Origin of the sequence: Micromonospora sp. A200, from assembly GCF_029893845.1 — a bacterium.
Lineage (GTDB): Bacteria > Actinomycetota > Actinomycetes > Mycobacteriales > Micromonosporaceae > Micromonospora > Micromonospora purpureochromogenes.
This window is the reverse complement of record NZ_JARXXY010000001.1, coordinates 242016-259776: the sequence shown is the minus strand read 5'-3', so window position 1 is coordinate 259776 and position 17761 is coordinate 242016. Positions and strand designations below refer to the sequence as shown.

At 73.3% G+C, this 17761-nt stretch carries 19 protein-coding genes and 1 tRNA gene; 9 read left to right on the top strand and 11 right to left on the bottom strand.

Annotated elements, in window-relative coordinates; genetic code table 11:
• Nucleotides 1-23 precede the first annotated feature (23 nt).
• Nucleotides 24-1079, top strand: coding sequence for an alpha/beta hydrolase (locus tag M2302_RS01215; RefSeq protein ID WP_280836110.1), 1056 nt, complete (start codon nucleotides 24-26; stop codon nucleotides 1077-1079).
• Between the two features lie 7 nt (nucleotides 1080-1086).
• On the opposite strand, the gene M2302_RS01210 is transcribed toward M2302_RS01215, so the two are convergent.
• Complete coding sequence (locus M2302_RS01210; RefSeq protein ID WP_280836109.1) at nucleotides 1087-1779, bottom strand: hypothetical protein; 693 nt, start codon at nucleotides 1777-1779, stop codon at nucleotides 1087-1089.
• A 149-nt stretch (nucleotides 1780-1928) separates the two neighbouring features.
• Between M2302_RS01210 and M2302_RS01205 the strand changes: the two genes are divergently transcribed.
• Nucleotides 1929-2001 (top strand) — tRNA-Arg (locus M2302_RS01205).
• 380 nt (nucleotides 2002-2381) lie between these two features.
• On the opposite strand, the gene M2302_RS01200 is transcribed toward M2302_RS01205, so the two are convergent.
• The 4 genes from M2302_RS01200 to M2302_RS01185 all read right to left on the bottom strand — a co-directional run bounded on the left by M2302_RS01200 (nucleotide 2382) and on the right by M2302_RS01185 (nucleotide 6694).
• Nucleotides 2382-3368, bottom strand: a complete 987-nt coding sequence (locus tag M2302_RS01200; RefSeq protein ID WP_280836108.1) for a serine hydrolase — start codon at nucleotides 3366-3368, stop codon at nucleotides 2382-2384.
• A 393-nt stretch (nucleotides 3369-3761) separates the two neighbouring features.
• Nucleotides 3762-4217, bottom strand: coding sequence for a DUF6069 family protein (locus M2302_RS01195; RefSeq protein ID WP_280836107.1), 456 nt, complete (start codon nucleotides 4215-4217; stop codon nucleotides 3762-3764).
• A gap of 297 nt (nucleotides 4218-4514) precedes the next feature.
• The gene (locus tag M2302_RS01190; protein ID WP_280836106.1) at nucleotides 4515-5543 is read right to left on the bottom strand and encodes an RNA polymerase subunit sigma-70; all 1029 of its coding nucleotides are present in this window, start codon (nucleotides 5541-5543) and stop codon (nucleotides 4515-4517) included.
• A 467-nt stretch (nucleotides 5544-6010) separates the two neighbouring features.
• The gene (locus M2302_RS01185; protein WP_280836105.1) at nucleotides 6011-6694 is read right to left on the bottom strand and encodes a hypothetical protein; all 684 of its coding nucleotides are present in this window, start codon (nucleotides 6692-6694) and stop codon (nucleotides 6011-6013) included.
• Between the two features lie 238 nt (nucleotides 6695-6932).
• Here M2302_RS01185 and M2302_RS01180 point away from each other — a divergent pair, with 238 nt between their 5' ends.
• Nucleotides 6933-7316 (top strand): hypothetical protein, encoded by a 384-nt coding sequence (locus M2302_RS01180; RefSeq protein ID WP_280836104.1) that lies wholly within the window; start codon nucleotides 6933-6935, stop codon nucleotides 7314-7316.
• Nucleotides 7317-7824: 508 nt separating this feature from the next.
• Here M2302_RS01180 and M2302_RS01170 read toward each other — a convergent pair.
• The 4 genes from M2302_RS01170 to M2302_RS01155 form a co-directional block, all read right to left on the bottom strand.
• Nucleotides 7825-8103, bottom strand: a complete 279-nt coding sequence (locus M2302_RS01170) for a hypothetical protein (RefSeq protein WP_280836102.1) — start codon at nucleotides 8101-8103, stop codon at nucleotides 7825-7827.
• A 53-nt stretch (nucleotides 8104-8156) separates the two neighbouring features.
• Complete coding sequence (locus M2302_RS01165) at nucleotides 8157-8726, bottom strand: N-acetyltransferase (RefSeq protein WP_280836101.1); 570 nt, start codon at nucleotides 8724-8726, stop codon at nucleotides 8157-8159.
• Between the two features lie 125 nt (nucleotides 8727-8851).
• Nucleotides 8852-9748, bottom strand: coding sequence for an aminoglycoside phosphotransferase family protein (locus M2302_RS01160; protein ID WP_280836100.1), 897 nt, complete (start codon nucleotides 9746-9748; stop codon nucleotides 8852-8854).
• A gap of 77 nt (nucleotides 9749-9825) precedes the next feature.
• A complete protein-coding gene (locus M2302_RS01155; RefSeq protein ID WP_280836099.1) occupies nucleotides 9826-10476 on the bottom strand; it encodes a VOC family protein in 651 nt (216 codons plus the stop codon).
• A gap of 98 nt (nucleotides 10477-10574) precedes the next feature.
• Between M2302_RS01155 and M2302_RS01150 the strand changes: the two genes are divergently transcribed.
• The gene (locus tag M2302_RS01150; protein ID WP_280836098.1) at nucleotides 10575-11267 is read left to right on the top strand and encodes a DUF4240 domain-containing protein; all 693 of its coding nucleotides are present in this window, start codon (nucleotides 10575-10577) and stop codon (nucleotides 11265-11267) included.
• A 79-nt stretch (nucleotides 11268-11346) separates the two neighbouring features.
• Here M2302_RS01150 and M2302_RS01145 read toward each other — a convergent pair whose 3' ends face one another.
• Nucleotides 11347-11856 carry a hypothetical protein gene (locus M2302_RS01145; RefSeq protein ID WP_280836097.1) on the bottom strand — a complete coding sequence of 170 codons (510 nt, stop codon included), beginning with the start codon at nucleotides 11854-11856 and terminating at the stop codon, nucleotides 11347-11349.
• 210 nt (nucleotides 11857-12066) lie between these two features.
• Between M2302_RS01145 and M2302_RS01140 the strand changes: the two genes are divergently transcribed.
• The 5 genes from M2302_RS01140 (at nucleotide 12067) to M2302_RS01120 (ending at nucleotide 16854) form a co-directional block, all read left to right on the top strand.
• Nucleotides 12067-12876 carry a class I SAM-dependent methyltransferase gene (locus M2302_RS01140; RefSeq protein WP_280836096.1) on the top strand — a complete coding sequence of 270 codons (810 nt, stop codon included), beginning with the start codon at nucleotides 12067-12069 and terminating at the stop codon, nucleotides 12874-12876.
• A 119-nt stretch (nucleotides 12877-12995) separates the two neighbouring features.
• Nucleotides 12996-14174, top strand: coding sequence for an ATP-binding protein (locus tag M2302_RS01135; RefSeq protein ID WP_280836095.1), 1179 nt, complete (start codon nucleotides 12996-12998; stop codon nucleotides 14172-14174).
• Entirely contained in the window at nucleotides 14164-15354 is a 1191-nt protein-coding gene (locus M2302_RS01130; protein WP_280836094.1) for a hypothetical protein, read from the top strand. The genes M2302_RS01135 and M2302_RS01130 overlap by 11 nt, the downstream gene beginning before the upstream one ends.
• Nucleotides 15324-16040, top strand: a complete 717-nt coding sequence (locus M2302_RS01125) for a response regulator transcription factor (RefSeq protein ID WP_280836093.1) — start codon at nucleotides 15324-15326, stop codon at nucleotides 16038-16040. The genes M2302_RS01130 and M2302_RS01125 overlap by 31 nt, the downstream gene beginning before the upstream one ends.
• Before the next feature lie 73 nt (nucleotides 16041-16113).
• Nucleotides 16114-16854, top strand: coding sequence for a hypothetical protein (locus M2302_RS01120; protein WP_280836092.1), 741 nt, complete (start codon nucleotides 16114-16116; stop codon nucleotides 16852-16854).
• Here the strand turns inward: M2302_RS01120 and M2302_RS01115 are convergent.
• Complete coding sequence (locus tag M2302_RS01115; RefSeq protein WP_280836091.1) at nucleotides 16809-17756, bottom strand: DJ-1/PfpI family protein; 948 nt, start codon at nucleotides 17754-17756, stop codon at nucleotides 16809-16811. The genes M2302_RS01120 and M2302_RS01115 overlap by 46 nt on opposite strands.
• Between the last annotated feature and the right edge of the window lie 5 nt (nucleotides 17757-17761).

Here is a 17761-nt window from a genome sequence, read left to right as displayed (position 1 = left end):
CTTCCGGGCGTACCGTCGCCTTCGTGGAACCGGACGTGCTGGGGCCGCCGTACGAGCGGCAGACGATCGACCTGGGCACCGACGACGAGGGACCGGTGGTCGCCACCCTGGTCCGGCGGCGTGCCGAGCGCCCGACCGGGCGGGCCGTGCTCTACGTGCACGGCTTCGTCGACTACTTCTTCCAGACTCACGTCGCCGACTTCTTCGCCGAGCGCGGCTGGGACTTCTACGCGCTCGACCTGCGCAAGTACGGTCGCAGCCTGCTCTCGCACCAGACCCCGAACTTCTGCCGCGACCTCGGTGACTACTTCCCTGAGCTGGACGCCGCCGCGAAGATCATCCGCGAGGACGACGGGCACGACACCCTGCTCGCCATGGGCCACTCCACCGGCGGCCTGATCCTCTCGCTCTGGGCGCACGCCCGCCGGGACGCCGGCCTGGTCGACGGGCTATTCCTGAACAGCCCGTTCTTCGACATCAACGCCCCCTGGGTCATCCGTCGACCCCTCGCGGCCGCCGTCTCCCGGCTGGGCCGCCGGGCGCCGCAGCGCATCCTCCCCTTCGGCCTCGGCACCGTGTACGGCGAGAGCCTGCACGCCGAGCACCGCGGCGAGTGGACGTACGACCTGGCCTGGAAGCCGCTCGCCGGGTTCCCCGTCCGGGCCGGGTGGATCAACGCCATCCGCACCGCCCAGCGGCAGCTGCGGGCCGGGCTGGAGATCCCGGTGCCCGTGCTGTTGGCCTGCTCGACCCGCAGCTTCAAGGGCACCAAGTGGCACGACAACGCGGCCCTGGCCGATGCCGTCCTGGACGTCGAGCACATGGTGCGCTGGGCGCCCCGGCTCGGCCACCACGTCACCCTGGCCCGCTTCGACGGCGGCCTGCACGACCTGACGCTCTCCGGCTCCGCCGTACGCGAGAAGGTCTTCGCCGAGGTCGGGCGGTGGGCCGAGGCGTTCCTCGGCGCGGGCCCGACGAACGTCGGCCCCGACCCGACGGAGTCCGGTGCGACCACGGTTCCCAGCAGCCGGGAGCCGGCTGCGGACACGGCACCGGCGGGAGCACCGCAGGCCGGTTGACCGGCGCTCAGCCGCCGGTCGGCAGCTCGGCGGTGATCCGGTCGAAGGTGGCCACCGGGTGGTCGCCCTCGCCGGGCAGCACCAGGCCCAGGCAGCGCAGCCCGACCTCCCCCGCCGGGTCGGCCTGCACGCCGAAGACGGGCGCGCCGACGTACCCGTCGGGCAGCTCGCCGGTGATCCGCAGGCCGTCGCCCGCGCGGACGGCCCGCTCGACCGCGACCTCCAGCGGCCGCGATCCGTCGTCGCGGACACCCAGCGCCAGCACGATCGCGGTGACCGGCTCCGCGCCGATGCGGGCGACGTCGTCCGCGCCGGCCGCGACCGCGTCCGGCACCGGTTGGGTACGCCAGCGCCAGCCCTGCCCGGCCGCCCGCTCGTGCAGCCCGTGGGTGGGCAGCACCGCCACCCCGAGATCGGGCAGGTGCCCCCACCGGTCGGCGAAGTGCGGCAGGACCAGCGCGTCAGGGGCCGCCCCGGTCGGCTCGGTGACGCTCGGCCGCAGCCCGACCTCGCCGGCCTCGACCCGGGTCAGGACGTCGGCGGTGAGCAGGTACTCCCCCGTCGGATGCGCGAAGAAGAAGGCGGTGCCGGCGGGGCCGTCGTCGGCCGGCCCGGCCGGGCGGACCGGCAGGATCGCGCGCCCCAGGAGCTGGCACAGCTCGTAGGCGACCTCGTTCTCGGCGTCCGGTTCCAGTAGCACGAAACCGAGGGTACGGGGCGCGCCCGGCCGGAACCCGGATGACCGGACGCGCGGCGGCGTGCGACGCTGATCACCGCGCCGCAGCGGGCACCCGTTCCCCCGCTGCCCGGGGGTGCGGCGGTAGTCTCTTGGCGCGACACGCACGCCGCGCGCCCGTAGCTCAGCGGATAGAGCAGGGGACTTCTAATCCCAAGGCCGCAGGTTCGAATCCTGCCGGGCGCACCCATGTGACCGCAGGTCAGCGACTTTCCGCTCCCGGTCGAGACGATCACCAAGCCATCACCGGTGCAGACGACCGAAGGCTCATCGTCCACTCGGCCCAGGACCTCCAGAACTGGGCGCGCCGCACGGCATCTGTCCAGTCCCACCACGAATCCGTTTCAGCACACGCTCGACAGCCGGCCCTGTTACTCGGCCATCCTCGATGACGACCGGGCGACGGTGGCGACGCACTCACATGTCGATGACCGGACTCGGGTCGGGTTGCCGTGACACGGATGCACCTCCGGCGAATGGAGCAACTGTCCCAACCACATGTGTCAGGTGACGTCTGGCCCAGATGCCTGCCATGCCGACACGGCTGACGGAAGGACCCGGCCCCGTCAGGCCATTGCGGGGAGGATGATCCGCTCCAGCACCCCGAGCGGGGTCCGCCACTGGTCGGGGTCGTCGTAGTTGCCGGCGGTAATGGCCACGGTGAGGTCCAGGTCGGGCAGGACGAACAGGCGCTGCCCGCCGTTGCCCATGGCGGCTACCAGCCGACGGCCCTCAATGGATTCGACGTACCACTGGTAGCCATACTGCGCGCCCCAGCTGGTCTGCAGGCGTGGCTGGAGCATCGCGCGGATCCAGTCCTCGGGGACGATTTGCTGACCGTCCCAGGCTCCCTCGGCCAGCATCAGCTCGCCGATCCTGGCCAGGTCGCGGGGCGCGAGTCGCAGCCCGGACGCGGCGGAGGCCACTCCGTCCGCGCCGGTCATCCATCCGAAGTTGTCGATTCCCAGCGGCGCGAACAGGACGGCCTGCCCGTACTGCGGCAGCGACTGCCCGGTGCCATCGGCGACCAGTCGGCCGAGCAGCGCCGTGGCACCGCCGCAGTAGGTCCATCGGGCGCCGGGCGGCTCGATGATCGGCCGCTCCAGAATGTACCGGTACCGGTCCGGCGCCAGCTCCATCGCGATCTCGGCGTTGGCCGGGCTGTTGTACGGGAGATCTTCGCTCCATTCCACGCCCAACGACATCGTCAGCGCGTGCTCAACGGTGAGCCGGGCACGCTGGGGGTCGGCCGCCAGGTCGGGGTACTGCGGGAACCCCCGCAGGAGCGGCTCCGCCGGCGGCGGGACCAGCCCTTCGCCGTACGCGATGCCGTACAACAGCGCGGTCACGCTCTTGGTGACTGACCGGATGTCGTGCAGCGTCTCGGGCCCGAACTCAACGACGCCCAGCGAGTCGCCCCAGGCAAAGTCCTCGCCCGTTCCGTAGTACTCCAGCAAGGTTTGGCCACCGCGAACTGCCGCGACGGCGTGCAGACCGCTGACGTGGCCAGCTTGGAGTATCTCGCTGAGGCGGGCACGCAACTGCGTCGTCATGGGGCACTCCGAAAGGGCGATGTCGGCCAGCGGAACTGCACGCCCGTTATACCGGAGTTTCCGCTTTGGAGCGGCCCGAGCGGTAGGCCCAGCCCGGCCCGCCGCAGCTGCCCGGTACCACACCCTCGATGAGGCCGCCGTCGACGTTGCGCTGGCCGGCGCCGAGCACGAGCAACACAACGGCCACGTCCAGCGCGAACTGCCGACGGGCATCCGCATCTGCCGCTGGCCGCGCGAGCGGTGTCTACCCGGTCGTCAGTGAGCCTTTTCCAACCTCCCACGTCACAAACAGCGCTCCCTGCCCCGCCGGCTACGGCGTGACAGCCTCCCGCAGGGCCACGTTAGTGCGCTCGCGCACGCCCTTGTGCCGCGCGTTGTCCCGTTGCGGGATCGTCAATCGGTCCGGGTGCGGAGGCTCCGCGCCAGGGTGGGGATCATCACCGTCGCAGGGACGAGGTGTAGCCAAAGGAGGGCGGTGGTGGTGGCGGTGTTTGCCCCGGAGAGGAGGGGCGGGACCAACGAGATCGCGGTCAGCGACACTGCCGTCCACACGAATCGCTCGGCGGGGCGAGCGCTCCAACGAAGAAGAGCGACGGCAATGACGATGCCCACGACCGAGAAGAAGCCGGTCACCACGGCGAACCCGGACAGCGGGATCGTCTCGCCACCATCGGGGACCTCGAAGTCGACGCCAACGGCCTGGGCAAGCGCAGCAGCGAGGGTGGTGGCCACCATCGCTGCGAGCGTGGCAATGAAGCCGGTGCCGGCGAGCCCGCGGAGTCGGTGGGTGTGGCTGGTCTGGCCCGATGCCGGGCCTGCGACGCCCCCGGTGTCATTCATGCTGTTCATGTCGTTCCTCCATCATTGGGTAATCGGCGTACCGGGTGTGTTGACTGGCATGTGAGGTCCTGGCCCTGGGGGGTGATGATGCGCACCCTCGCCGTGCGACGGTCGGGGTTCCGCAGGGCGCGGACGCCGGTGCCGCACGCCAGAACCCGGCGTCGCGTCCGAGGACCGGCCCGGGCTCGCCGTCGCGCAGCTCCAGCTGCACCCGCCCGCGGGTGACGATGCCGAAGGCGTCGCACCACTCCACCGCGACCACCGCGACACGCGCGCCACCGGGCAGCGCGAGCGTCCACACCGGGACTACTCCGTGCCGTCCGCCGGCAGGCGCTCCGGCAGCCCGAGCCGCGGGAACTGGTCGTCGTGGAACGTGACGATCTCGGTGATCGCCCCGCCGGTGACGCGCAGGACGTCGATCGTCAGCGGCAGGTACGCGCCCTCCCGCTTCCGCCAGAGGTAGAAGGCGACGGCGGGCTGCCGGTTCACGGAGGTGAGGACGGCGCGCAGGTGCTTCAGGCCCTCGAAGCCGCTCTCGACCCAGTCGTTCACCACCGTGTCGCGGCCGACGTACAGGCCGGGCGTGGGCGGCATCGAGCAGCGGACGTCGTCCCGCAGCAGTGCGGCGAGCCCGTCGATGTCCGTGGCCACGCTGGCGTCGGTATAGCGGCGCACCAGCTCGCGCGTCCCGGCGTCCTCCTCGCCGCCGGTCCAGTCCTGCCGCTCGGCGGGCAGGTGCTCCCGCATGCCGGCGCGGGCCCGCTGCAGCGCGCTGTTCACGGAGTTGACGGAGTCCCCGAGGAGCTCCGCGACGTCCTTCGCCGGCCAGCCGAGCACGTCCCGCAGGATCAGCACGGCCCGCGGGCGCGGCGCGAGGTGCTGGACTGCGACCAGGTACGCCAGCTCGATCGTCTCCCGCGCGACGGCGACGGTCTCCGGCTCGTCCGCGTCGCCCGCGGGCAGCTCGTCGAGCAGCCGGTCCGGGTAGGGCTGCAGCCACAGCACCTCGCCGCCGGTCGCAGGCTCCGGGCGGCACTTGGCGAGCAGGTCCAGGCAGGCGTTGGTGGCGATCCGGTACAGCCAGGCCCGGAACGTCGACCGCCCCTCGAAGGTCTCCCGCCGCCGCCAGGCACGGAGGAACGTCTCCTGCACGGTGTCCTCGGCGTCCTCGAACGACCCGAGCATCCGGTAGCAGTGCACGTGCAGCTCCCGCCGGTGCCGCTCCGCCAGCCCCGAGAACGCCGGCTCGTCGATTTCGCCCAGACCGCTCCCGCCCAGCCCGCTCTCGCCCAGACCGCTCACGCCCAGCTCCTCCAGCCGCGTGTCCGCACTCATCACGTCATCCTTCCGTCTCGTCGTGTCCCGTCGTAGGTGTGACGGGTGCGGGCGCGACAACTCATCACCAGGGTCGGTCGGCATGCTGATCCAGTGACGGATCCGGTGGCGGAGCACGACGCGCGGTACGGCGAGGAGGGCGCGGGGTCCGCCGGAGTGGGCGCGGGTGCGCGACCGCCTTGCGCGTGCCGGGGTCGCCTGGTTCACGACGACGCGGCGGGCATGGACGCACGGGCACGGCACGAGGTCCACCGAAAAGGATGGGTTTGATCTTGGAGCCGAGACCCGGCTCACCTGGGGAGATGCGCGCCCGGAGGGATTCGAACCCCGGCGCTGTTGCGTTACCGGATCGGCGGACACGCTAGGCCCGCCGACCACCTGTCAGATCGCTTCGGCGAGCTCGGTGAACGCCGCGGCGGACGGTCTACGACGGCCCGACAGGGCAATCCCTTCAGGCGCTGTCCTGGCTATAGTTCAGCACCTCCGCCCGGGAGCTTGTCGAACCATCCCTCGGCCAAGCGCAGGCGCCACAGGTAGGCGGACAGGTCGTCGGGAAAGCGAGGGCCGAACCGCCGCCAGAAGTCGACAAAGACCCAGGGCGAGTCCAGCTCGAACTCATCGTCAGGAAATGCCCGGCCCATCTCAGGCTCCACGACGTAGTAGCCCTCGTCGTCCTCGCCGTCTTCCACGTCGACCGGCACGAGGTAGGGCGCAACATCATCGACTGGGCAGCCGACCGCCTCCGCGATCAGGGCCGGCTGGCCGGCGTACTTGGCAGTGAGCCGAGCGATTTCCGCGGGGTCATCGGTGAAGTAGCCCGGCATCGTCGCGAACCGGTCCAGCGTGGCGCCGTTGCGCAGCAGCGAATGGCTCCAGTAGTCGCCATCGTGGATGCGCACCGTGCTGCCAAGGACAGCGAGGTCGCGAGAGATGAACTCCGCGGCGGCGAGTTCGGTGAAGTAGCGCGGCCAGTTGACGACGGTCCAGCCGTTTACCGGCGGGAATCCCAGTACGTCGTCGTCAGTCACCGGTTCGGTGCTCTGGGCGGGCTCAGCCAGCCAGTCGTTGGCCGTGAAGAACCGGCCGGCGGCGGCCAGCACCCTGTCTGCGTCCTCGGTCCGAAAGGCGGACACCGCTACGAACTCGCCCACGCGGCGACCCTAGACGTTGGTGAAGACCTACGGATCAGAGGGCGGCGTGCCAGCCACGTGCCAGTAGCCCGCGCTTCTACGGGCACGAACGGCACGCGTGTCACCCCGCTCCCCTGCCACGAGCAGGCGTTTCCGGCATCTCGCGGCGGTGATCTTCGCCCTTCCGAACTGACGATGCAGCTAGCCCCGGACAACGTACGGCCCGCTGATCTACCGTTGCCGGCGGAGGTAGTGAGCGGTGTGGATGATGCACACGGGCCAGACGACGCTGCAGAACCCGAGCGAGGAGCAGGTGTTGTCCGCCGTCCGGGAGGCAGTCTCTGCTGGCCAGGGCGAGATCTGGATCGAACATCAGCGCGGCCCCATCCTCGGCCTCGTTCTGGGTGGTACTCGCGCGATGGTGCTGCGCCTGGCGGAGCCTGGCGACGCCGGCTTCCACGCCATTGATCCCCAAGGGTCTCCGGAGCCGTCCGGGAAGTACGTGTTGGCCCATGGTCAGGTCGATCAGTACGGCGATCGTGACGGGGTCGACACCCGCCACGTCGTGCCGATCGTGGTCCACTTCCTCGCCACCACCGACGGTTGGCCCGGGGTGGCGTGGCAGGACGACAACGCGGCTTAGGGAACACCCCTACCCAAGGCCGCAGGTTCGAATCCTGCCGGGCTCACCACTGTCACCACCGGAAACGCTGATCAGGGCTGATCTTCGACATAGCCGGGCACAACCCGGGTGCAACCGCGTCAGCGTGGTCAGCCCTGCTCAGCAACGAAGGTGCCCCGCGCGTGAACGGTGACGACCGGGCCCCTGTCGCGCAGTTCGCGTATGGCCATCCGCACGGTGCCCCGGGCAACGCCGTAGGTCTGTGCCGAGCCGGCCGACCAGGGCCACCTGCGCTGGCGCGACCGGGACGACTGCCAGCATCGCTCCCACGCCCGGCACGTGAACACCAACCGGCCGGAGGCGTTCATCGTTGACGTGGCCCTCGTCCAGGCTCTGCACCCGGCCGCCGAGCCGAGGGTGAACGTGACCAGCGTGGAAGGCAGCGCCGCAGTCAGCCTCGTCCTGTCGGTCGGGCAGGCGCGCGTACTGCGGTACCGGCTGGCCCACCTAGCGAGTCACGCCCGCTCAACTACTCCTTCAGGTATCCGGTGGCGGGGTCGATCTCAGCGAGGAAGTTCCGGATGGCCTCCTCCATCTCAGGCAGGGTCATTGCGCAGGCGTCAGCTCTGGTGATCCCGAAGCCGTAGTCGTGCGGCCCGCTGAGCCAGTCGAAGTCGTACCCGCCGGGCGTCTCAGCACGCTGACGGATGCGAAAGTACTGCCCGTCGACCGTCATCACGATCGGATCCTCGGCGTAACGGGGTCTCGTGTGCTCGGGCGCGAGGCCGGGCTCCGGTTCGGTTGACATGCCTGCTCCTTCCTCCGCCACCCGCCGAGGGCGACAAGCCGGCGGGTTGACACCTACCCCGGATGCCGCATGATCCAGGTGGGGAGGGGCTCCGTGAAGGCGCGTACCACCTCCCAGCCGGCGCGGCCGTACACCTCGATGTTGTCGGGGTTGCTGGTCTCCAGGATCGCCGGCAGATCGTCTGCGGCGGCGCGGAGCAGTCCGGCTGTCATGACGGCGTGGCCCCACCGGCGGCCGGCGTTCTGCGGATGGGTACCCAGGACGCCGAGGTACCAGTAGGGAGCGGCCGGCAGTGCCGCGTGCACGGCCTCGTCGTAGGCGTGGACGCGGGCCAGTGCGTCGGCGGGGAGTTGGGCGACGAGGTCGTCGTCCGGCCACTCGCTCTGGCTCGCGGGGGGCTCCCAGATCGCGACCGACGCGCCCCGTTCGATCGTCCAGATCGTCTCCCTGCTCACCCGCTTGTCGAAGAGGTGCCCGAAGAAGGCGGCGGCGTACCGGGGATAGGTCGCCTCGTCGGGAAACAGGTACCGGAGGACGGGGTCCTTGGTGAAGGCGGCGACCAGCGAACTGATGATCCGTTCACGGTCTTCCGGGGTGGCGACGGTGATCTCAGGCGCGGTCACAACGTCCGACCGTATCGCAGGCTGCTCGGTCGCACCCGGCCGCACAGCCGATCGGACCCGGAATACGGCTGCCCTCGGTGGAGGCCGTGCCGGCCAGGTAGGTGCCAACAGGGCGGGCCGGGAGGTCAGTGCCGGTCGCCCAGGACCTGCGTCAGGGCATGCGTGGCCTGCCGGACGATGCCGGGGTTCGTCTCCCAGTAGTAGGGCAGGGCCATCACGGCCTGCAACAGCGCCCAGCCACGACCCCGTAGCCACGACGCGTCGTCGACGTCCAGTTCGGAGCGGAACCGCTCGCGGCTGGGGCCGGCGAACACGTTCCACGCCGGTTGCAGGTCGCAGGCGGGATCACCGACGTTGAGGCCGCCGAAGTCGATGACCGCGGACAGCCGGCCGTCGACGACGAGCAGGTTGCCCGGCAGCAGATCACCGTGCACCCAGACCTCCGGGGCGTCCCACGCCGGGGCGTCGAGCGACTCCTGCCACGAACGCAGCGTCGCCGTACCGTCGATCCGGTCGCCGAGGCGCGCGACCGCCCGCCGGACGCCCTCGTCGAGCTCCGCGAGCGGTGCGCCCCGCTTGCCGGGAAGGCGCGGGAAGGCGCCGGTGGTGTCGATCCGGCGCAGCGCGGCCACGAATGCGGCGAGATCGACCGCCGCCCGGTCCAGGTCGTCGATGGTGCCGTTCGCGTTCTCGCCCGGCAGCCACTCGCACACCGACCAGTCGAAGGGGTAGCCCTCGGCGGGACGCCCCATTGCCACCGGCACGGGCAGGGCGAGCGGCAGGTGCGGTGCGAGCTTCGGCAACCACTCCGCCTCCTGGGCCGCCTGCCGGGTGGCCCACCCGATCCGCGGCAGCCGGACGACGAGGTGCTCACCGAGCCGGTAGATGTCGTGGTCGGTGCCGTACGACGGGACCGGACGGATCGGCAGCCCGGCCCAGTGCGGGAACTGTCCGGCCAGGAGGCGACGGACCAGGTCGACGTCGGTCTCGATCTCGTCGGCATGCATCTTGAGAGCGCTCATCGCGGCCATCCTCAGCGAACCGGGGTGAGCGCGGCAACCGAGTTGCCGGCGGGTGCCTCGGGGCGGCGCGCCGACGTTCAGTCGCGGCCCAGCCAGGTGGCCACGCACGCCTCGTTGCCCTCGGCGTCGGCCAGCACCCACCACGTCGGGGCATTTCGGTCGGTGACCAGGCGACCCCCGGCGGCGAGCGCCGCCGCGATGCACGCCTCGGCCTGGTCGTGCGGCACGGAGACGTCGACGTGCAGGCGGTTGCGCGCGGTGCGCCGGACGTCCATCTGCTGGAACCATAATGACGGCCCGTGGCCGTGCGGGTCGATGAGGTCCTCGGGCCCCTTGTCCCGGTAGCCGAGCAGGGCGCGCCAGAACGGCAGCACCTCGGGGATGACGAGGGCGTCGACGGCGACGTTGACCTGCTGGAGGACGGCCGGGTCGGCGGGCACGTCCAGCTCGCGCGCCGCCTCGGAGATCCGCCGGGCCAGCGTGACGTCGCGTTCGCTGGGCCAGTCCACGTCGGGCGTCGGCAGCCGTACGGTCACGCCGTCGGGCCGCAGGTCGACATGGGGATAGTGGCCCGCGGCCTCGGCCAACCCGCCGATCACCGCCACCAGGGCGACGCCCCGGGAGAACGACCCGGTGCGGAAGTGCGCGCAGGTCGCGTGGAAGAACACCCGCCAGTCCTCGACGCCGTCGAGCCGGTGGAACTCCCGCGGCCTGATCCGCTCGGTCACGGCCCCAATCTAGCCCCGTGGGCGTCCACCCGGCCGCCCAACGACGGCCGGCCGGAAGGGGCGGGCCGGTTGTCGGTCCGGCTCGCTACCCTCCGCCGGTGACCGACACCGCTGACGCGATCCGGGTGCCCACTGTGGAGGACGAGGCCCGCTTCTGGGCACTGGTCGAGGCCGCCTGGGAGCGGCTCGGCCCGGAGCCGGCGGCGCTGCGCCGGGCCCTGGCGACCCGCGACCCGGAGGCCGACGACGTCGACCCGTACGCGATCCACGACTGGCTCGACCCGTTCCTCGCCAATCTTCGGGCGCTCTGTGCCGACCTGTCCGGCCGGGAGCTGACCGACCTCGACCGCGTGGTCGAGCGGAAGCTCCACGACATCGACCGGGAGGACGTCCACGAGGTGACCGACGGCTCCGACGACGGGTTCCTCTACTGCCGGGGCTGGATCGTCGCGCTGGGTCGGGAGTTCTACGAGGCCGTGCGCGCCGATCCGGCGGTGGCGGTGCTGGACGCCGACTGCGAGGAAATGTGCTACATCTTCGCCCACCTGCACGAGGACGCTTCGGGGAGTGGCCCGACACCGGCTCCGGCATCTCGCGGGAGTCCACCAGCAACGCCGCCGGCTGGGCAGCGAGCTGACCGACGGTACGACGACCGGTCGCGCGACCGGGAGACTCGGCCAGGGCCCGGTGCGGACCCGCCGGGGCGGCGGCCGCGAAACCGCCGCCCCGGCTCGCCCCCGGAGGGGCGGGGGTGCGGCACGCGTCGCACCGACGACCTGGGGGGTGAGTAGTCGGTGCGACGCGGCCTGACCGACGCCGGGGCGGGGCGGAGGGGGAATGGGAGTGAGGTGCCCCGCCCGGCGTCGGAGCTCAGCCGGCGGTCGGGGTGGCCGGCTTGTGGCCGCCGCCCGGGCCCCCGGTACGGGTGGTGTCCTGCGGGTTCGGTCGCGTGTCCGGCTTGCCGGTCGGGTGGCTGGGCGGGACCGAGGGGCGGGGGGACGGCTTGCCCTTCTCGGCGGCGAGCAGCGTGGCGCAGTAGCCGGCCACCTGCTCCCGGCCACCGGCGGTGGTGATCAGCACGGTGAAGGCGGGACTCTCCAGCGCCTTGCCCGGGTTGTCGCCGGCCTTGGCGGTGTACGCGCGGCAGAGGCCGACCAGGGACGGCGACGGGGTGCCCTTCGCGCCCGGTGACTTCTCGCCCTTCACCTTGTCGGCGGGGGCGCCGGTGGCGTGCGCCGAGGGCTTGGCGCTCGCCCCGGCCAGCGGATTCGGCAGGGTGCCGTTCGCGGCGGCGAGCGCCACCCCACCGGTGGCGGTCACGGCGAGCGCCGTGGCCCCGACCTTCAGGGTGAGCAGCTTCGCCAGTGCGGTGTTCAGCATGGGGGCTCCGGTCTTGGGGGGATGACGGAGTGGCGGTGTCCCCGGGGCGCCTTCCGGACCACACCTTCCGTGCCCCTCAGCGCCGACCTCCCCCGATACGTCACACCGGCCCTTTCGTGATCGCGAGGACGTCACACCTGCTCACACCCCGTGAGGAGCCGGCGCGAAAACCCGGGTGACGGCGGCGCGTCCACGCCCCACCATCGACGGATGCCGTCGACCCGAGCGCCCGAGCCGGACATCCGCCGCTACTACACAGAGGTCTACGACGAGGCCGGCCGGCTGGACCGCACGCCGCAGGGGCGGCTGGAGCGGACCCGTACCCGGGAGTTGCTGGCCCGGCTGCTGCCGCCGGCGCCCGCGACGGTGCTCGACCTGGGTGGTGGCCCGGGGGCGTACGCGGGCTGGCTGGCCGCCGCCGGCCACCCGGTGCACCTGGTCGACCTGGTGCCGGCGCACGCGGCGGCGGCCCGGCGCGACCACCCGGTGGCGAGCGCCAGCGTGGGCGACGCGCGGCACCTGCCGTACGCGGACGCCAGTGTGGACGCCGCGCTGCTGCTCGGCCCGCTGTACCACCTGACCGAGCGGGACGAGCGGGTCACCGCGCTGCGGGAGGCCGCCCGGGTCACCCGTCCGGGCGGGCCGGTGCTGGCCGCCGCGATCAGCCGCAACACCCCGATGATCGACCTGGTCCGGCAGGGCCGGGTGGACGACGACACCCGGCCGGCGATCCTGGCTGCGTACGCGACGGGGGTCAACGACCCGGCCACCGGCTTCACCACCGCCTACTTCCACCGCCGGGAGCAGCTGGTGGACGAGTTCACCGCCGCCGGGCTGCCGGCGGTCACCGTGTACGGCATCGAGGGTCCGCTCTGGCCGGTGCTGGAGACGCTCGGCGCGGCCGAGGAGTCCACGCTGTTCCGCGAGGCGGTCGCCTGCGCGCGGGCGTTCGAGTGCGACCCGGCGGTGACCGGGGTCAGCTGCCACCTGCTCGCCGTCGCGACGGTGGGAGCCTGTTGACCGGTCAGCGACACGACGCGTACCGAAGGTGATCGGAACGGACGTACCGTGCTATTCTCCGTCGTCGATCTACCGCTGCGCGGACCCGGACGGGTCGCTGCCCGAAGGACGCCTCCCCGATGTCCGCCGTACCCGCTCCGACCCCGCCGCCGTCGATGTTGGACCGGCCGGCCGGTGGCGCGTTCACGCTCATCTTCACCACCCTGCCGGCCCTGCTGCGGCTCAGCTGCGGGCTGGTCGGGGCGGTCACCGCGCTGGCGGTGCGCACCCCGCCGGTGCGGACCGGGGCGCTGCTCGTGGCGGTCGCGGTGCTGACGGCGTGGTCGGTGCTCTACGCCGTCCGCGCGCTGCGCGCCGGGATCGGCGCCGCGCTGGTCACCGGGGACGTGGCCCTCACCACGACGGCGTGCCTGCTCATCCCCCACCTGGTCGCGCCGGAGGTGCTGCCGGGTGAGGGCAGCTGGATCGCGGTGCTGGCCAGCACCACTGTGATCAACACGCAGGCCACCGCCGCCGCCCGCTGGTCGGTCCCGGCGGGGCTGCTGCTCACCGCCGCCTACGCCACCGGCGCCACCGCCGCCGGCAACCCGGCCGAGGCCACCGCCCACGCGGCGACCCTGCTCGGGCAGACCGGGCTGACGGCGATGATGACCGCCGTCATGCGCCGGCGGATCGGCCGGGCCGACCGGGCGTTCGCCGCCTACCAGGGGTTGCGCCGGGACGCGCTGATCGCCCGTACCACCCGGGAGGCCGAGCGACGGCAGAACCGGGACCTGCACGACACCGTCCTCGGCACGCTCACCATGGTCGGCCTCGGTGCGGTGCCCGACGGGTCGCCGGCGCTGCGCCGGCGGGCCGGGGCCGACCTGCGTACCCTCGTCGGGCTCGCCGACGCGCGGTCCGCGCCGGTCGCCGGCCGGGTCGCGGTCGACGAGCGGTTGCGGGCGGTGCGCGACGCCCACCCGGAGCTGGCGGTGACCGCCGAGCTGGCGCCCTGCGCCGCCCCGGCCCCGGCCGTCACCGCGCTCGCGGACGCCACCGCCGCCGCGCTGGCCAACGTGGCCCGGCACGCGCCCGACGCGGCCGTGACGCTGCGGCTGACCACCGAGGCGGAGACCGTCGTGGTCGAGGTTCTCGACGACGGTCCCGGCTTCGACCCGGCCGCCGTCCCGGCCCACCGGTACGGGCTGCGCGAGTCGGTACGCGGGCGGCTCGCCGAGGTCGGCGGGCACGCGGAGGTGACCTCCGCCCCTGGCGAGGGCACCCGGATCCGGTTGGAATGGCCCCATGTCGGCTGACCTCGACACCGGCCCGGTCGCCGTACCCCGGGTCGATCCGTCCCCGGCGAGCCGCCCGCCGCCGGACGACGTCCCGGCGGTCGACGTGGCCCGCGCCTCGGACCGGGGCGCCCGGATCGCGGCCGTCGCCATCGCGCTGGTCTGGCACGCGGTGATCGGGTTGCCGGCGCTGCTGGGGTCGTGGTCCGAGCTGGCGGCGCCGGCGGTGGTCGCGGCCGGCTGGCTGGTCGTCGCCGCGACCGGCGGATACGCAGCGGCCCGGCTGCTGGGCGGGGGCCGGCCGCCGGCGCTGCCGCTGGTAGCGGTGCTGCTGGCGGTGGACGCGGCGGTCTTCGCGGCCAGCGGGCGGGAGCTGTTGTTCACCGCCGCCAACTGGGTCTGGGGCACCCTCGGCTGGTTCCTGGTCGTGGCGCTCTGGGGGCGGCGGATCCCCTGGCTGCTCGCGCTGCTCGCCGCCCACTCGCTGATCGCGCTGGCCGCGCTGCTCGGGCACGGCGCGACCGCCACCGCCGACCTGACCCGGTACGTGATGTACGCCTACGGCACGTCGTCGCTGCCCATCGCGGTCTTCACCGGCGCCGCGGTGATCGCCGGCCTGGCCCGGCAACGCGCCGCGACGGCGACGGCCACCCTCGCGGTGGCCGCCGAGCGGGACGCGGCCGAGCGGGCCCGGCGGGAGCGGCAGGCCCGGCTAGCCCTGGTCAGCGGCGCCGCCGAGGAGGTGCTGGCCGAACTGGCCGACGGGCGCGCCGATCCGGCCGACCCGCTGGTGCAGCGCCGGTGCGTGCTCGCCGCGGCCCGGCTGCGCCGGCTGATCGCCGAGTCGGACGACGTGCCGGACCCGCTGCTGCACGAGCTGCGCGCCGCCGCCGACCTGGCCGAGCGGAACGGCCTGCCGATCGACCTGGTCGCCATCGGCACGCCCCCGCCGCTGCCGGTGGAGGTCCGCCGCCGGCTGGTGGACCCGCCGACCGCCGCGCTGGCCGAGGCACGGCGCTGGGCCCGGCTGACCGTGGTCGCCGGCCGGGACGAGGTGGTGGTCAGCATGGTCACTCCCGAGGTGGACGATTCCGCCGGGACCGGTCCGCCCAGCCACGCCGAGGACGACGGCCAGGTGGAGCACGTGCAGGAGCGGGACGGGGAGATCAGGTGGACGCAGACCCGGTGGCGCAGGACGTGAGCGGGGACCGGCCCGTCGGGGTGGCCATCGTGGACGACCACCCGGTGGTGATCGACGGGGTGCGGGCCTGGCTGGCCGCCGAGCCGCAGCTGCGCGTCCTGGCCGCCGGGGACGATCCGGACCAGGTGCTGCGCGACGCGCCGGACGCCGACGTGGTCCTGCTGGACCTGCGCCTGCACGGGCGGATGGTGCTCGACAAGCTGGCCGAGCTGAGCGCGGCCGGTCGGCGGGTGGTGGTCTACTCCGAGCACACCGACCCGGCGACGATGCTCGCCGCGCTGGACGCCGGGGCGGCGGCCTTCCTGGCCAAGCACGAGGGGCGGGAACACTGCGTGGCGACCGTGCTGGCCGCCGCCAGCGACCGCCCGTACGTGCCACCGGCGCTGGCCGGGGCGATGGTGGGTGACCCCCGCCCCGACCGCCCGGCCCTGTCCGACAAGGAACGGGAGGCGCTGCTGCTCTGGTTCCAGTCGATGTCGAAGGCGTCGGTGGCCCGTCGGATGCGGATCAGCGAGCACACCGTCAAGCAGTACGTGGACCGGGCGCGGATCAAGTACACCCGGGCGGGCCGGCCGGCGGCGACCAAGGCGGCGCTGCTGGCCCGGGCGATCGAGGACGGCCTCGTCCGACCGGAGGAGATCGGTATCTACCGGTCGCAGGCGGCGGCCGACCGGCCGACCCCCTAACGGCTGTCATGACAGGCCCGGCGGGCTGAGCGAGGCTTACCGGCAGGAGGTCAACCGCCGGGAGGTCGTGACGATGCGCGAGGACGCGTCCCCGTTCTTCATCGCACCGCACCGCTTCGACGCGCCGGACGACGAGCTCCGGCCGGTGCTGGACCGGCGCTACGAGCTGGTTCCCGAGCCGGGCGAGCGGGTGTTGCGGCGGCTGCGTACCCCGGTGGCCGGTTGCCTGCTCAGCCCCACCGGCACCCGGCGGCAGTGGGTGCTGCCCGCGCCGGCCACCGTCACCGTCACCGACCGGCGGCTGGCGTACGTGTGCGCCGGCGCCGAGCTGGCCGTGGTCTCCGGGCGGGACGGCCGTAGCGACGCCCGGCACCGGCGCGCTCTTCGGCTGTCCCGCCTGGTCAGCGGGCAGATCCGCTGGCAGTGGCCGTCCCGCCTGGAGCTGCCGCCACCCGCCGGGCCAGCGGCGGAGCGGTCCGCCCCGGACTCGACGGCCGACGGGGAGCTGCTGGTGGTCTGCGACGCGCTGCGGACCATCCAGCAGCCGGCGCTCGCCCTCGGCGGTCCGGCCGACACGGTGACGGAGCTGGCCCGGCTGGTCCGCCGGTCGGTGGCCAGTTTCCGGCTGAGCCACCCGGACCTGGTCGAACTCTCCCCGCCGGAGCGCGACGAGCTGGCCCGCCGGGCGGCACCCGGTCCGCTGGACGGGGTGGCCCGGGTGACGCTGCCCGGTTCGCTGCCGGTGGAGTTCCTGTCCCGGGACGACTACTACCGCACGCCGGCGCCGTCGGCGCGGGACGCGGTCGGCGAGTGAGCCCGGGCCCGTAGCCGACGCAGCATCCGGGCGTCGGTGAACCCGACGGCCCGGGCGGCGGACTCGACGGTGGCCCCGTGCCCGATCAGGTGCTCGGCCCGCTCGACCCGCAGCAGCTGCTGGTAGCCGAGCGGCGTGAGCCCGGTGGCCTGGCGGAACAGTCGGGTCAGGGTGCGTTCCGCGACCCCGCCGGCGGCGGCCAGGTCGGCCAGCGGCAGCGGTTCGGAGAACCGGTTGTCGATGAGGTCCTGCACCCGGTGGGCCGCGTCGGACAGGTGCGAGCGGTGCCGCATCATCGCGCTGGCCTGCTGCTCGTGCCCGTTGCGCCGGGCGTAGACCACCAGGGTGCGGGCGATCCGGGCGGCGGCGGCCGGGCCGTGCCGGGTGGCCACCAGGTGCAGCGCCACGTCGATGCCGCTGGCGATGCCGGCGGAGGTCACCACCCGGTCGTCCACCACGTAGAGCACGTCCCGGACCACCCGGGCGGCCGGGAAGACCCGGGCCAGGTCGTCCTGCACCTCGTGGTGGGTGGTGCAGCGCCGACCGTCCAGCAGGCCGGCCCGGCCGAGCGCGAACGCGCCGGCGCAGATGCTGGCCACCGTGCCGCCGCGGGCGTGGTGGTCGGCCAGACGCCGCAGGTCGTCCCGGCCGACCGGCCCCGCCGGGCCGTGCGCCCGCGGCCGCCAACCGGGTACGACCACCAGGTCGTCCGCGTCCAGCTCCGGCCACCCGGTGGCGGCCCCCAGCGGTACGCCCTGCACGGTCGGCACGGTGTCCCGTTCGGCGACGTAGTGCAGCCGGTAGTCGTACCCGTTGTCGGCGGCGGTGGAGAAGACCTGGGCCGGGCCGGCCAGGTCCAGCAGGTGCAGCTGCGGGACCAGCAGGAAGACGACCCGGGCCATCGGGG